We start from the raw sequence: 14,239 nt of genomic DNA, 5'->3' as shown, positions 1-14,239 counted from the left end.
AAAGGCTCTGCGGCATAAGCGATGTCGACACCACCGAACGGCGTATCGAGGCCGGAGCCGGGGCGACATTGAGCGCGGTGCAGCGCGCGGCCGGCGCGGCCGGCCTGGTGTTCGGTGTCGATCTGTCCGCGCGTGACACCGCGACGGTTGGCGGCATGGCCTCGACCAACGCCGGCGGGTTGCGCACCGTGCGCTACGGGAACATGGGCAGCCAGGTCATCGGCATGGACGTCGCGCTGCCCGACGGCTCGGTGGTGCGACGGCACTCCCGGGTGCGGGCCGACAACACCGGCTACGACCTGCCGGCGCTGTTCGTCGGCGCCGAAGGCACGCTCGGCGTGATCACCGCACTGGACCTGCGGCTGCACCCCGATCCGGCGCATCGCGTGACCGCGGTCTGCGGCTTCGACGACCTGGACGCGCTCGTCGACGCGGGGCGGTTGTTCCGTGACCTGGACGGTATCGCCGCGATCGAGCTGGTCGACGGGCGAGCCAGCGCGCTGGCCGACGAGCATCTTGGTGCGCCGCCGCCGGTGGACAGCCGGTGGCTGTTGTTGGTGGAGCTGGCATCCGATCACGACCAGACCGAGCGGCTTGCCGACGCGCTCGAGGGCGTGCAGACGTCGGGTGAGCCCGCGGTGGGGGTCGATATCGCTGCGCAACAACGGCTTTGGCGGGTGCGCGAATCGGTGGCCGAGGTGGTCGGCTTGTTCGGGCCGCCGCTGAAATTCGACGTCTCGCTACCCCTGGCCGCAGTGGCCCAGTTCGCCGGACAGGCGGAGGCGTTGGTGCAGCGGCACGCCGCCGACGCCGTCGGTGTGCTGTTCGGGCACATCGGCGAGGGCAACCTGCACCTGAACGTGTTGCGTTGCAGCGCCGAGCAGGAACAGCAGCTCTACACCGCGATGATGGACCTGATCGCCGATTGCGGCGGCAATGTCAGCTCCGAGCATGGGGTGGGCAGCCGGAAACGCCGCTACCTCGGAATGTCTCGCGACGACGCCGACATCGCGGCGATGCGAACGCTGAAAAGGGCCTTCGACCCGACCGGCTACCTCAACGCCGCGGTGCTGTTCGACTAGTCGACCGAGGGCTTGACGCCGACCGCGTGCCGCAGCTGGGCGAGAAAGTCGTCGGCGTCGTCGCTGCGAATCACATAGTGCGAGAACGCCACTCGGATCGCCGTCGCGGCCTTGACCGCGGCGTTGGGCCCGGGGATCAGCCGCTGCAAGCCGTCGCGCATCTGGGGGATGACACCGGCGAACTGGGAGATGACGTATTCGGGTTCGATGTCGACCATCCGCACACCGGTGTAGGAGTGCTGGTAGTCGACGATGAACCGCAGTGCAGCGTCGAGCTTGTCGGCGCCCTTGAGTCCGGCCGTCGCCTGGCTCATGCCGCTTTCGAAGGTAACGCGTTCGTAGGTGGAGAACGCCGAGAGCAGGTCCTCTTTCGAGGCGAACCAGCGATACAGCGTTGGCCTCGACACCCCGGCCTGGACAGCGACGTCGGACAGGCTGAGCTTGCGTTTGCCGTTGCGGCCGAGGACCTCGGCGGTCGCAGCGAGGATCCGCTGCTGCGTCGAGGTGTCACCCTCGATGGTCGACGTCTGGTCCATACCCGCAACTTTACAAAATTAGTTGGAAGTGTCACGCTGTTTTCGTGGCACTGGTCGCTGATTACCCGAGCTTAGCCGGGCGAACCCCAGAACACGGGCGTCTGTGGTGAGCCACGCCAGGACGGTGGTCATCACCGAGGCCTCCTCACCGGTGGCCTTCGCCACGGCAACCCGGTTGGCGGCCGGCGGGCATTCCGTTCTGATGGGCAGCCCTCGACCGCAGGCCGGCGAGGATTTCGCCGCCCGGCTGCGATCGAGCGGCGCATCGGTGTTCGCCGCCCACCTGGACCTGGCCGACCCGCCGTCCATCGACGGCTTCCTGGAGTCGGTCGACTACCTGATCGGTGACGTCGACGGGCTGATCAGCAGCGCCGGTGTCGCCGAGAGATCCTGGGTGGGCGCGCAACACCTTGTGACACAACTTGTTTCGCCGATGATCGACAACGGCCGCGGTGACGTGGTGCTGCTCAGCCCGGGCCTGGTCGGGGAGTCGCCGGCCGGAACCGACCGGATGCTCGACGCCTGGATCTGCGGACTGGACGCCGAATTCGTCGGCACCGGCGTGCGGGCGTCGATTGTCCGGTCGACCGGCGCGGTGCCGGCCGCCGACGCAGGCCGACTGATCGCCGCGACCATCACGGCGTCCGACATGCACCTGCGCGTCGTCGACGTCATCCCGTCGCGCCGCGAGAGCGCAGCCGCCGACGGTGTCCCTCGAGAAATGCGTCGCTAGTTGCACTTTCGCGGCTATTGAGGCCTTCGACGAACTAGCACCGACTGCTGGATGCCGCCCACCGCACCGGTCTCGTCGAACAGGGTGCCGACCGTCGTCCCGATGCCATCCGGGCCGTAGCTGGTCTCCGCGCGGATGCCCACCCACTCACCGTCGGGTATCCGGTGCACGTGCACGACGAGGTCGTTGTTCAGGAACGTCCACTTGGTGATGTCGATTTTCGAGCCGATCCCATTGGCGCAGTCGGCGACCGCGAACAACCGCTCCAACGGCGTCATCGTCTCACCGGCGACCAGGTTGGCCGTCGGCTTGATCCACGACTCGCCCGGTCCGTCGCTGAGCGGCGTGGTGAGCCAGCGCCAGTCCAGGCTGTGCACGTAGTTGCGGTCGAAGTTCTTGGCAAGGTCGCGGCTGCGCGCCTCGGACAGCGGAGCGGGCAGCGGCGCGGCGTCGTGCGTCAGTTCAGTGGTGTCCTGCTGCTGCAGCCGCCACCCGGTGGCCCGCGCGGTCGGCCGCGGCTGACCGTCGGGGCCCAGCGCCAGCGTCTCGGCGCTGACCAACTCGATCTGCTTGCCGGGGCGTTCGACCTTCGCGCGGACCCACATGTCGCCGTCGGCCGGCACTGGACCCAACAGGTCGATGGCGACACGGCTCAACCGGGTGTCGTCGCGCGCCGCGCAGCGCTCCAACGCGCGGACCAGAAGCGCCGACACCGGGGCGGCATGCTGGATGTTCGCCGTCCACGTGCTACGGACTAAGTCTGTGGCAGTGAACTTTTCGCCCACCGGGTCGGCGGCGTCGAGCAATTCGTAGTACGAATCGGTCACCGCTCGCCGCCGACGCCGGGGGTATCGACGATCACCGTATCGACGCGGGACGATTGTGTGCCCACCAGCCGCTCGGGGTAGGCGTCGCTGCTCGTCAACATGAACAGGGTCCGCCCAGCGGCACCGCCCAGCACGCAGGCGATCGCCACCCGATCGCCGATGTCGATGCGGTGCGTCACCTCGCCCCCCTCGACGATGCGCTCGAACTGGTGGGCCAGCGTCATCGCCGTCCATACGCCGCCCTCGGCGTCGAGGCAGATGCCGTCCGGCGGGCCGTCCAACCCGTCGGCGAAGACGCGTCGCTCGGTCAGCTCGCCGTCGGCGCCGATGGTGTACGCGGTCAACCGCCGGCCGATCGATTCGGCGACGATCAGCGTCCGATCAGGCGTGATGACCATGCCGTTGGGGAAATCCAGGTCCCGCGCGACCACGGTGACGGTGTCGTCGGGGTCGACCCGCAGGATGACGCCGCCCTCGCGCGCCTGCGACCCGATGTAGGCCCGGCCATGCTGGTCGACCACCATGTCGCCGAGGTCGGCCGGGGCCAGCGCGCTCAAATCGGCTGTCGTGTCGACGGTTTCGCCGTCATAGGCCAGTAGCTTGCGGTCTTTGGTCGACACGATCAGCAGCGTGCCGTCGGGCCGGAACCCCAGGCCCGACGGGGCCTGCCCGGGTAGCGGCAGTGTGGTCATCGCCCCGCCGGCGGTGACGGTGTGCACGGCCTCGCCGAGCATGTCGGAGAACCACAACAGATTCTCGAACCAGCGCGGTCCCTCGCCGAAGCAGAAACCCGTCGCGAGCGGCGTCAGCCCCTCAACCATTGCCGTCATCGAGTACATCCAATTCTTGGTCCAGGCCGGTCACCCGGCTGGCTTTACAGATTATCGTATAAATGTCACGCGGTAACTTGCAGGGACATCGTCGGTGCTCAGCTAACGAAAGCGGCAGATGAAATTCACCATCACCCACCCGATGCACAGCCACCCCTACAACCCCGAGCTGGTCAGAGGCGAGGGCATCGCGACCGTCGCCGCAGCCGCCGAGGCGGCCGGAATTCACGGTTTCGGGTTCACCGACCATCCCGCACCCACGCAGCGCTGGCTGGAGGCCGGCGGCCACGATGCCCTCGACCCGTTCGTGGCGATGGGATTCGCCGCCGCCCGCACCAGCACGCTGCGGCTGATCCCCAACATCGTGGTGCTGCCCTACCGGAACCCGTTCGTAGTCGCCAAATCTGGCGCGACGTTGGACCTGCTGTCCGAGGGCAGGTTCACGCTGGCCGTCGGTGTCGGCTATCTCAAGCGCGAGTTTGCCGCGCTCGGAGTCGATTTCGAGGAGCGTGCGGCCCTCTTCGACGAATCACTCGACGTGATCAAGGCGATCTGGACCGGAGACGACGTCAGCTTCGAGGGCAAACACTTCAGCGCCAAAGGGATCACCGCGCACCCGCGGCCGGTCAGCAATCCGCATCCACCGATCTGGATCGGTGGCAACACCGCGGCGGCCCGGCGGCGGGTCGCGGACAAGGGCGACGGGTGGTGCCCGTTCGCCGCGCCGCCTGCGCTGGCCCAGACCGCGCGCACGGCGTCACTGGATTCCGTCGAAGCCCTCGCCGAGGGCATCGACGATCTGCGCCGCCGACTCGACCAAGCCGGACGAGACCCGGCGACCGTCGACATCGTCTTCGGCAACTTCGAAGGCGGCAGCCCATCGAGCGACGACTTCAACGCCGACGCGTACCTGGCCGGACTGGATCACCTGGCCAAACTCGGCGTGACCTGGGTGCAGGTCGGACTGCCCGGTGACAGCCTGGCGCACGCCCTCGAGGTGATCGACCGGTTCAAGGCCCTGGTCATCGACGCCTAAGATCCCATGGCGTGAACCGGCGAACCCTGGTGCTGGACGGCCTGGCTGACTCGCTGATCGAACTCCGGGACGAACACCCGCTCCGCGTGGCTATCGACGGCATCACCGCCTCGGGCAAGACCACGCTCGCGGATGAGCTTGCCGCCGCGATAGCGGAGCGCGGAACATCCGTGATCCGAATCCGAATGGACGACTTCCATCATCGACGAGCGCATCGCTACCGCCAGGGCAAGGACTCCGCTCGGGGCTATTACGAGGATGCGTACGACTTCGACGCGCTCAACCGACGAGTCCTGGAGCCGCTAGGCCCAAACGGCAACCTGCGGTTCAGCCGCCGCATCATCGATCTCATGTCGGACATCCCCGTCGACGAGCCCACCGAGCGGGCCGAACGCGACAGCATCCTCATAGCCGATGGCAGCTTTATGCAGCGTCGCCACCGTGCCAGTTGGGATGCCGTGATTTACGTGAACACCAGCTTCCACGAGGCTTTGCGACGTGGAATCGACCGTGATGCAGAGCAATTCGGCGGAGAGGCCGAGGCCCGGCGAAAGTACGCCGAGCGCTATCACGCGGCAGCGCGCATGTACATCGCCGAGGTGAACCCAGAACAGGTGGCCGACTTCGTTGTCGACAACGACGAGTTGGCGGCCCCTCGACTGCATCGCAGCTCCGCTTGAGGACAGGGAGGCTTTACAACTTTTGCCGAGAATGTCATTCTCGCTAAGTGACAACAGACTCTGAGCAGACGCACTGGTCGGTCGCCGGCCTTCTGGACTTGTTCGACGCGCGCCCGGGGGAAGACGGCGCATTCATCGCCGACAGCGGCATCGCGGCCGAGGACGAACGTCAGGTCGTGGAAGGCACCCAGGTGCTTGCGCAAGTGATTGTTGCTGTCGCCAAACGGTTTCCGGAGAAGTCGGTGCGCTCGGTGCACGCCGTGTTCGCCCGCGCCGTACTGGTCGGACCGCCGGTTGAGATCGACATCGACGTGGTCGCCGAGGGCCGTTCGACGGCCACCGCGGTGGTCGCGGTCTCGCAGAACGGACGTCGTGCGATCACGGTGACGGCGCTGCTTGACGTGCCGTCGGACGACGTCATCCGCCACCACCTGCCCCGGCCCGACGTGACCCCGCCGCGTGAGGCCAACGACGGCGGGATGCCGATGGCCGGCCGCGAACTGCGGCTGGTCGACGTGGTCGACGTGAACAGCCCCGACGAGGTCGGACCGCCGGAGTTGTACGCCTGGCTGCACTACGACCCGATCCCGGCCCGCGACGATCTGGCCAAGGCGTTGGTCGCGTATTTCACCGGCCACCTTGGCATTTCGACCACGATGCGCGCCCACGAGGGGATCGGCACCGCGCAGTCGCACCTGACCGTGTCGACCGCGCCGATGACGGTGTCGGTCAGCTTCCACGAGCCGGTGACCTGGACCGGCTGGCTGCTCTACACCCACGAGAGCACCCAGGTCGGTGCCGGCATGTCATATGTCCGCGGCGCCGTGCACACCGAGGAGGGCGAGCTGATCGCATCCTTCACGCAGGACGCGCTGATCCGCCCGTTGCGCACCACCGACACCACGATCAAAACCGAAGCGCGGCTATAACTCTCATGGATTTCACGCGCGTCGAGTTGTCTTCCGAGGACCGGGAATTCCGTGATCGGCTGCGGCTGTTCCTGGCCGAAGTGGTCACCGACGAGGTGATCCGCCGGGATCGCGAAACCGGGGAGAACTTCGACGAGGGCGTCCATTTGGCGCTCGGTGCCAAGGGGTATCTGGCCGACGACTTCTACGACGAATCGGACGGCGGGTTCGGCGCGCTGCGCCGGCGCATCTGGGATCTGGAGATCGGCCGGGCCCACACCCCGTGGTTTCACTGGGGCACCACGGCCGTGGTCGCGAGGATGATGCGCGACTTCGGGCCCCCGGAACTCACCGACGAGGTGCTGCCCGGCGTGCTGTCCGGCGAGACCCGGTTGTGCTTGGGCTACACCGAACCCGAGGGCGGCTCGGACGTGGCAACGTGCAAGACGCGCGCGGTCCGCGACGGCGAGGGCTGGATCATTAACGGCGCCAAGATGTTCACGTCCAACGCGCACAACGCCAAGTACGTGTTCCTGCTGACCAACACCGATCCCGACGGACCGAAACACAAGAACCTGACGATGTTTCTGGTTCCGCTTGACGCGCCCGGCGTCGACATCCAACCCATCCGCACCGTCGACGGCGACCGCACCAACATCGTCTTCTACAGCGACGTGCGGATAGACGATCGCTACCGCATCGGACCGGTCAACGGCGGCTGGGGAGTGTTGCGCGGTGCACTCGACGAGGAGCACGGCACCGCCGAGAAAGAACAGGACGGCCTGCAACGCATCGCGGTGATGAGCGAACACCTGACGTTGATGGCCGAGGCGATCGACGCGATCGCGGCGCTGGCCGGGCGCGAGCGGCCCGATGGCAGTCGGCTGATCGACGACGGCTCGGTCGCATATCGGTTGGGGCGCAGCGTCGCTCGCACCGAGGCGGCCTTGGGCACACCGGGGATGTTCGGTCGGGTAGCCAACGCGCAGACCATGCGCGACTGCGCACCCGACCTGATGGACATCCTCGGCACCGCGTCCGCGCTGCCCGTCGACACCGACGGGGCCGCCGACAGCGCCGACAATGGCGGCGCCGAATACGCGTTCCGGCTGGCCTCACCCGTCGGCATCTACGGCGGCACCCTGGAGGTGTTCCGCAACATGATCGCCCAGCATGCGCTCGGGCTGGGGCGGCCGGCCTATGCGCCGCCGCGGTCCTGACCGGGCAATTCGGCGAAAACCGTGGCGCGGGCGGCGTCGAAGCTGATGAACCCCTTGATCGGCTGGCTTTCCGGCGGCGGGTCCAGGTAACTCCACGCGACGTCTTCGACGTCGGCACTAGACCAGTAGGTGGCCCAGCCTTTGTAGTTGCAGTACGTCGACGTATTCGATTGCAGCAGAAGCTCGGTGCGCACATGCGCCGGGTCGACATAGAGCCGCGGCTCTAGCGAGGTTTCGAACAGGATCGTCGTGTTGTCGGTGTCCACCAGCGTCTTGCCGCCGACCTCGACGCGCAGCCGCCGGGTGGTGGGCCGGCAGTCGACGCGGTGATACGGGTTGGGCGGGTAGTGCACCAGCGTGCGTCCCTCTTCGATCCAGGTGTCGACAGCATCCCATGGCACGTAGACGAATCCGGGCGCTTCGGCGACGGGTTCGCTGGGCAGCCCGGGTGCGTCCTCGGCGCGAAATGCGTAGCTGAGCGGTCGATCTGGCCGGTGCACCAGTAACGCGTGCTCGGTGTCGATGACGGTGTCGCCATTCCGGAACGCCTGGACGCGGCGGGCATGCGGCTCGACGTACCTCGCTCCGGCGGGCAGCGGGGGCGAAAACCAGCCGGCGGGAGCACTGCTCAGGGGCCCGTGACCGGTGACCATGCTCATGCGTTGCGAGGGTACGCCGAGAAAAAAGCATGGCATGGTGTGAGGCATGCCCGGACCGATGGAAGGCGTGAACGTCGTCGAACTCGGCGTGTGGGTGGCCGGCCCCGCGACCGGCGGCATCCTCGCCGACTGGGGTGCCGACGTCATCAAGATCGAGCCGCCGACCGGCGACCCGGCCCGGATGTTCGGTCGCATGCTCGGCCTCGACGTCGATGTCAGCCCGCCCTTCGAGATGGACAACCGGTCCAAGCGCAGCGTGGTCGTCGACCTGACCACCGACGACGGTCGCCGTACAGCGCTCGAATTGGTCTCCCGTGCAGACGTTTTCATCACCAACGTACGGCCTGGTGCGCTGCGGCGACTCGGCCTCGACTACGAGTCGCTGGCCCCGGACCACCCGCGCCTGGTCTACGGGTTGATCACCGGATACGGCGAAACCGGGCCGGACGCCGACCGGGCCGCCTACGACGTTGCCGCGTTCTGGGCCCGCGGTGGGCTGGCCCACCTGCTGACCCGGCCCGGTGAGACGCCGCCGTTCCAGCGGGGAGGGATGGGCGATCACTCCGCCGGCATGACGCTGGCCGCCGCGGTCTGCGCGGCGCTGGTGGCCCGCGGCCGCACCGGAAACGGTCAGCTGGTGAGCACGTCGCTGTACCGGCAGGGCGCCTACACGGTCAGCTTCGACCTGAACACCTATCTGATGTCGGGTCAGCCGATCGCGATCGGACAACGCGAGAAGATGTTCAACCCGTGCATGAACAACTACGCCACCGCCGACGGACGACGGTTCTGGATCGTCGGGCTGGAGGTCGACCGGCACTGGCCTCCGCTGTGCCGTGCCGTCGGCAAGGCCGAGTGGCTGGACGACCCTCGGTTCGCCGCTGCGCGATCCCGGGCGATCAACGCCGTAGAGCTGATCGGGGAGCTGGACCAGATTTTCGCCACCAAGACGCTCGACGAGTGGGCCGAGATCTTCGCCGGCGAGCCAGACTTCTTCTGGTCACCGGTCAACAGCATCGAGGACGTGATCGCTGACGAGCAGTTCCACGCCGCCGGCGGGATGGTCGACGTGCCCGACGGGCCGGCTGCCGTGCCCATGGTGGCGACCCCGGCCGACTTCCACGGCACGCCGTGGGCGCCGCGGTCCTGTGCGCCCGAACTCGGCCAGCACACCGACGAGGTGCTCGCCGAGCTGAAGGCCCGTCGCCAGTCTTGATCCAATCGAAACTTTACAGATTGGCGTAAAAGTGTCACGCTGAGTCGGCCGGGTCATCGACGACGCGTGAAGGGATGCGATGAGGACCTTGGAGGAACGCCGTCCCGCTGGATCGGTCGCGTATCGGCTCGACGTGGTCGCCGCCAACGCGGCGGACGTCGCTGCCTCGATCGGCGGCTGGCTCTGCGACCGGGTGCGAGCCGGCTGGGACGTGCACGTGCTGTTGGCGCAGCAGTGCGACCACCGCCCGCTGCAGATCCTCGGCATGCAGGCCGTCGAACTCGACCCGCACATCCTGGCCGCCGGCACGGAATGCGCGGGCCGCGGCCTGGCGGTCAGCGCCGACATGTTCGCCTCCGATGCGCGAATCCGGCAGGAAGTGCTGGCGGCGCTGGATCGCTGGATGACCGAAGTGACGCTCTGGCATGATGATTGGCCACTGGCCGTCGGCCATCGGACCACCACCGTGCAGCATGTGCTCTCTGCGGCGGCGCGTGCCTTCAAGCGTCACGCGCTCGAAGCCGCGGGCATCGTTGGCGCGGTCGCGCCGATCGAGACGCTGCGCAGCGACATGAAGGCTTCTCTGCCTGTCGATTCCGAACTGATCCCGGTTGGCTGATGCGCAAGTATCACAGTCATACCCTGCTGTATCTGCATGAGACGATCGCGCTGGGTTCGGGCTCGAGTGAGCAGTTCACCCAGGCCTTTACCGACACATACCAGCCGATGATGCAGGAATTGGGCGCGCGACTGTTCGCGCTGTGGGAATCCACGCCCTACAACGGCCACTGGCCGCAAGCCACCATCATCTGGGAGATCGACGCGTTCGCCGACTACGCGCGGATCGGCGGCGCGCAGGCTCCCGGCGGTAGCCACCACGCCGCGGCACGGCAGTGGTCGACGTTCCTGACCGGCATCGGGGCATCGGGGGAGGGACGGATCATGTATCCCGGGCCGAGTAACAAGACGCTCACGCAGTTGAAGGACGCGAATTTCAGTGCGTCGCTGGTGATTCAAGAGATCATGCAGACCAAGCCGGGCCGCCAGGACGATTACATCCGTGAACTGGAACGACTCTACGTGCCGTGGTCGGAGCGCACCGGTAAGCACTGGCTGGGTTCGTTCACCACCACCTTTCGCTTCAACGAGGTGATCCATTACTGGGCGCTCGAGGGCGGCTGGGACTGCTTCGCCAACCATTACCCGTCGTGGAAGGAAAGCCCGCCCGCCGAGATCGTGACCTGGATGAGCGTAGCCCCGGCGCTGCGCGACGGCTGGGAAGATTCGATCCTGCAAGCACTTCCGCCCTCGCCGCTCCAATGAACGACTTTACGTACGACCCGTTCGATCCGGCGGTGATGGCCGACCCGCTGCCGTATTACCGCGTGCTGCGCGACCAGCATCCGGTCTACTACCTGCCCAAGTGGGACACGTTTGCGCTGTCGCGGTTCGACGACATCTGGGATGTGTTGGCACTCAACGACGGAACCTTCGTCGCGTCGGAAGGGACGCTGCCGCCCGCGACCGTGCTGGCCCACCACAACGACGGGCCGGTCGCGGATCCGCCGTTGCACCCGTTGCCTTTTCATGCCGTGTTCGACGCTCCGATCTACGACGGAGTTCGTAAGGCGCACAGCCAGCCGTTCCGGCCCAGGCAGGCTGCGGGCTGGGAAGCCAGGATCCGCGAGCTGGCCAACGACCGGCTCGACGAACTGCTGCCGCAAGGGACGTTCGACCTCACCCAGGACTACGGCGGGATCGTCGTCGCCTCGGTGGTCTGCGAATTACTCGGCATTCCAGTCGAATTCGCGACCGATGTGCTGGCTGCGGTGAACGCCGGCAGCCTCGCCGAACCCGGCAGCGGTGTCGACACCGCCGCTGCCCGGCCGAACTACCTGGAACACCTGATCCCCGCCGTCCAACGGCGACGAGCCGGCACCGATGGCGAGTTGCCCGTCGTGGACGGCCTGCTCGGCTACCGCCGACCCGACGACACCGCGCTCGACGACGTCGAGGTGGCCACCCAGATGCTGTGTGTGTTCATCGGCGGAACCGAGACCGTGCCCAAGGTCGTCGCGCACGGATTGTGGGAATTGCTCAAGCATCCCGACCAACTGGCCGCGGTGCGCGCCAACCCCGACGCCAACGTCCCGGTCGCACGCGAGGAAATGATCCGATACTGCGCTCCCGCCCAGTGGTTCGCGCGAACCGCGCGCAAGCCCTTCACTATTCACGGGACCACCGTCGAGGCCGGCCAACGGATCATCACGCTGCTCGCCTCGGCCAACCGGGACGAGCGCGAATACCCCGACCCGGACGAATTCATCTGGAACCGGCCGATCGGCCGCTCGCTGGCCTTCGGGCGCGGACAGCATTTCTGTCTCGGCTATCACCTGGCCCGCCTCGAGGTCAACGTTCTGGTCACCGAATGGCTGCGGCGCGTGCCGGACTACCGCATCATCGACGGGGCGGCGTTGCGGCCGCCGTCCAGCTTTCAGTGGGGCTGGAGCAAGCTGCCGGTGGAGGTGTGAGATGTGGTGCTACCGCCTCGTCGCGCCTTACCAGTTCGAGCGGACGTCCATCGCCGAGAAGACGGCTGACTCCCTGGCCGACGGCCAAGTGCTGCTTCAGTTTTTGGCCGCCGGCGTGTGCGGCAGCGACATGCCCGCCTTCCGCGGCGTCCGCGGTCTACTGCCCGGCGACCACGGCCGCAGCGGCGCCGAGAAGGACGGCTTCCCGGTCCACGAAATCGCCGGTGAGGTGATCGCCAGCCGGCACCGCCGGCACCGCGTCGGCGATCGGGTGGTCGGCTGGGCATCCGGCTTCGACGGCCTGATGGAGCGCGTCGTCACCGACGGCGATCAGGTGACGTCGTATGACCCGACGCTGAGCCCCTCGCAGGCCATCGGCCTGCAACCGCTGGCCTGCGTGCTCTATGCGATCGAGCAGCTGCCCGACCTGACCGGCCGCCACGTCGGGGTGATCGGGCAGGGTTCGATTGGGCTGTTGTTCTCGTGTGCGGCCAAAGCCGCTGGCGCCGCGCAGGTTACCGGTGTCGACCCGATCGACCGCGCGGAGATCGCCGCGCAGTTCGGCACCGACACCTATGTGCGGGCCACCAGCGACCGCTGGGTCAGCCACCTCGAGCCGGCCGACCGGCCGGACGTGGTGATCGAAACCGTGGGCCACCAGGTGGCCACGCTGAACCATGCGATCGAGGCCACCGCGCCCGGCGGCACGGTGTTCTACTTCGGCGTACCTGACGACGACAGCTACCCGATCAGCATGCGCACCATGCTGCGCCGCAACCTGACGCTGAAATCCGGTGTGGCCGTTGATCGTCCGCGGATGCTGGAGTTGGCGAACAAATTCGCCGCCGAGCATCCCGGCCTGCTGGCCAGGTATCTGACTCATACGTTCGACATCGACGACGTCCAGGGCGCGTTCGAACTCGCGGCCCGCCCGGTTCCCTCGCGCGGCAAGATCGCGATCGTGGCGTCATGACTTTCGGTCAGGCGCTGGCGTCGGGCGAGCCGGTGTGGGGCGGCTGGATCACCGGGCCGACTGCGATCGGACCCGAGGAGTTCGCGCGGGCCGGATACGACTACGTCGGCTTCGACGCCCAGCACGGCTACATCGACGACGCCGATATCGCAATCATGTTGCGCCGCTTGGAACATGTGCCGATCGGCACCGCGGTGCGTCTGCCCAATGCCGACGCGGCACCGATCGGGCGGGTGCTCGACGCCGGCGCCGATGCCATCATCGTCGCGATGATCGAGTCGGCCAACGAGGCGGCCGCGGCGGTGGCGGCCACCCGCTATCCGCCCGCCGGCGTGCGGAGCTTCGGTCCGCTGCGGGCCAGCCTCGGGGTCGACACCACCGCACTGGAATCGCGCGTCAGCGTGTTCGCGATGATCGAAACCGCCGCTGCGCTCGCCGATGTCGACGCGATCTGTGCGGTGCCCGGGCTGGCCGGCATTTACGTCGGGCCTGCGGATCTGGCGATCTCGATGGGCGTCGACGTCGCCAAGGCCACCACCGACCCGGACGTGCTCAAGGCGATCACTCGTATCCGCGAGGCGGCGTCGCGCGCCGGGCTGGTGCCGGCCGTTCATGCCGGCAACGGCGCCGTCGGACATGCCATGGCACAGCTGGGTTTTCGGATGATCACGCTCGCCGCGGAATCCCAAGCGCTACGGCGTGGCGCCGCCGCCGGTCTCGCGGAAGCGAAGGGCCAGCGATGACACGGGTTGCACTGGTCACCGGCGCGGCGCGCGGGCAGGGCCTGGCCATCACCCAACGGTTGCGCGCGGACGGGTTTTTCGTGGCGGCGTGCGACATCGAGGCGGTCGACGGTATGAGCGACGGCCTGCTGCCAACCCGATTCCGACGTCACGTCGAGCCGTATTCCGATCACCCCGTCGTCGTCGAGACCGTCGACCGCCTCGATGTCGCACGCCGCCACGAAAAACCCGTCCGCGCGCAACCGTTGGGTGATGGCCAGGCCCT

16 protein-coding genes and 1 pseudogene are annotated in these 14,239 nt (G+C 67.5%); 13 read left to right on the top strand and 4 right to left on the bottom strand.

What is annotated here, in order from left to right:
- A partial coding sequence (locus tag A5658_RS20250; RefSeq protein ID WP_067339368.1) for an FAD-binding oxidoreductase occupies positions 1-1,082 on the top strand: 1,082 nt, incomplete at its 5' end.
- On the opposite strand, the gene A5658_RS20245 is transcribed toward A5658_RS20250, so the two are convergent.
- Positions 1,079-1,618 carry a TetR/AcrR family transcriptional regulator gene (locus tag A5658_RS20245; protein WP_067339366.1) on the bottom strand — a complete coding sequence of 180 codons (540 nt, stop codon included), beginning with the start codon at positions 1,616-1,618 and terminating at the stop codon, positions 1,079-1,081. The genes A5658_RS20250 and A5658_RS20245 overlap by 4 nt on opposite strands.
- Before the next feature lie 106 nt (positions 1,619-1,724).
- Here A5658_RS20245 and A5658_RS20240 point away from each other — a divergent pair, with 106 nt between their 5' ends.
- Positions 1,725-2,351 (top strand): SDR family NAD(P)-dependent oxidoreductase, encoded by a 627-nt coding sequence (locus tag A5658_RS20240; RefSeq protein WP_197503177.1) that lies wholly within the window; start codon positions 1,725-1,727, stop codon positions 2,349-2,351.
- 14 nt (positions 2,352-2,365) lie between these two features.
- Here A5658_RS20240 and A5658_RS20235 read toward each other — a convergent pair whose 3' ends face one another.
- Together A5658_RS20235 and A5658_RS20230 are read right to left on the bottom strand one after the other, a co-directional pair.
- Entirely contained in the window at positions 2,366-3,178 is an 813-nt protein-coding gene (locus tag A5658_RS20235) for a thioesterase family protein (RefSeq protein WP_067339363.1), read from the bottom strand.
- Positions 3,175-3,999: an SMP-30/gluconolactonase/LRE family protein gene (locus A5658_RS20230; protein WP_067339370.1), complete on the bottom strand. Its 825-nt coding sequence runs from the start codon at positions 3,997-3,999 to the stop codon at positions 3,175-3,177. The genes A5658_RS20235 and A5658_RS20230 overlap by 4 nt, the downstream gene beginning before the upstream one ends.
- A 127-nt stretch (positions 4,000-4,126) precedes the next feature.
- On the opposite strand from A5658_RS20230, the gene A5658_RS20225 reads away from it, so the two are divergent.
- Genes A5658_RS20225 through A5658_RS20210 form a run of 4 tightly spaced genes read left to right on the top strand, consistent with a single transcriptional unit; the run spans position 4,127 to position 7,852 of the window.
- Complete coding sequence (locus A5658_RS20225; protein WP_067339358.1) at positions 4,127-5,044, top strand: LLM class F420-dependent oxidoreductase; 918 nt, start codon at positions 4,127-4,129, stop codon at positions 5,042-5,044.
- 11 nt (positions 5,045-5,055) lie between these two features.
- Positions 5,056-5,724 carry a hypothetical protein gene (locus tag A5658_RS20220; protein WP_067339357.1) on the top strand — a complete coding sequence of 223 codons (669 nt, stop codon included), beginning with the start codon at positions 5,056-5,058 and terminating at the stop codon, positions 5,722-5,724.
- A gap of 47 nt (positions 5,725-5,771) precedes the next feature.
- A complete protein-coding gene (locus tag A5658_RS20215) occupies positions 5,772-6,653 on the top strand; it encodes an acyl-CoA thioesterase II (protein WP_067339356.1) in 882 nt (293 codons plus the stop codon).
- Positions 6,654-6,658: 5 nt separating this feature from the next.
- Entirely contained in the window at positions 6,659-7,852 is a 1,194-nt protein-coding gene (locus A5658_RS20210; RefSeq protein ID WP_067339354.1) for an acyl-CoA dehydrogenase family protein, read from the top strand.
- Here the strand turns inward: A5658_RS20210 and A5658_RS20205 are convergent.
- Positions 7,831-8,511, bottom strand: coding sequence for a DUF427 domain-containing protein (locus tag A5658_RS20205; RefSeq protein ID WP_067339353.1), 681 nt, complete (start codon positions 8,509-8,511; stop codon positions 7,831-7,833). The genes A5658_RS20210 and A5658_RS20205 overlap by 22 nt on opposite strands.
- A gap of 46 nt (positions 8,512-8,557) precedes the next feature.
- On the opposite strand from A5658_RS20205, the gene A5658_RS20200 reads away from it, so the two are divergent.
- The 7 genes and pseudogenes from A5658_RS20200 to A5658_RS28940 all read left to right on the top strand — a co-directional run.
- Complete coding sequence (locus tag A5658_RS20200) at positions 8,558-9,727, top strand: CaiB/BaiF CoA-transferase family protein (RefSeq protein WP_067339352.1); 1,170 nt, start codon at positions 8,558-8,560, stop codon at positions 9,725-9,727.
- Positions 9,728-9,806: 79 nt separating this feature from the next.
- Complete coding sequence (locus tag A5658_RS20195) at positions 9,807-10,346, top strand: hypothetical protein (protein ID WP_067339351.1); 540 nt, start codon at positions 9,807-9,809, stop codon at positions 10,344-10,346.
- The gene (locus A5658_RS20190) at positions 10,346-11,050 is read left to right on the top strand and encodes an NIPSNAP family protein (protein WP_067339350.1); all 705 of its coding nucleotides are present in this window, start codon (positions 10,346-10,348) and stop codon (positions 11,048-11,050) included. The genes A5658_RS20195 and A5658_RS20190 overlap by 1 nt, the downstream gene beginning before the upstream one ends.
- Positions 11,047-12,258, top strand: a complete 1,212-nt coding sequence (locus A5658_RS20185) for a cytochrome P450 (RefSeq protein WP_067339348.1) — start codon at positions 11,047-11,049, stop codon at positions 12,256-12,258. The genes A5658_RS20190 and A5658_RS20185 overlap by 4 nt, the downstream gene beginning before the upstream one ends.
- A gap of 1 nt (position 12,259) precedes the next feature.
- A complete protein-coding gene (locus A5658_RS20180) occupies positions 12,260-13,231 on the top strand; it encodes a zinc-binding dehydrogenase (protein WP_067339346.1) in 972 nt (323 codons plus the stop codon).
- Entirely contained in the window at positions 13,228-13,974 is a 747-nt protein-coding gene (locus tag A5658_RS20175; protein ID WP_067339343.1) for an HpcH/HpaI aldolase/citrate lyase family protein, read from the top strand. Before A5658_RS20180 ends, A5658_RS20175 begins: the two co-directional genes overlap by 4 nt.
- Positions 13,971-14,239: pseudogene (locus A5658_RS28940) on the top strand (hypothetical protein); the annotation flags it as partial. The gene A5658_RS20175 and the pseudogene A5658_RS28940, both read left to right, overlap by 4 nt.

The sequence above is a fragment of the Mycobacterium sp. 1245111.1 genome (assembly GCF_001673405.1).
Lineage (GTDB): Bacteria > Actinomycetota > Actinomycetes > Mycobacteriales > Mycobacteriaceae > Mycobacterium.
Note: the sequence above shows the minus strand (reverse complement) of the source record. Positions and strands in the feature narration are given on the sequence as shown.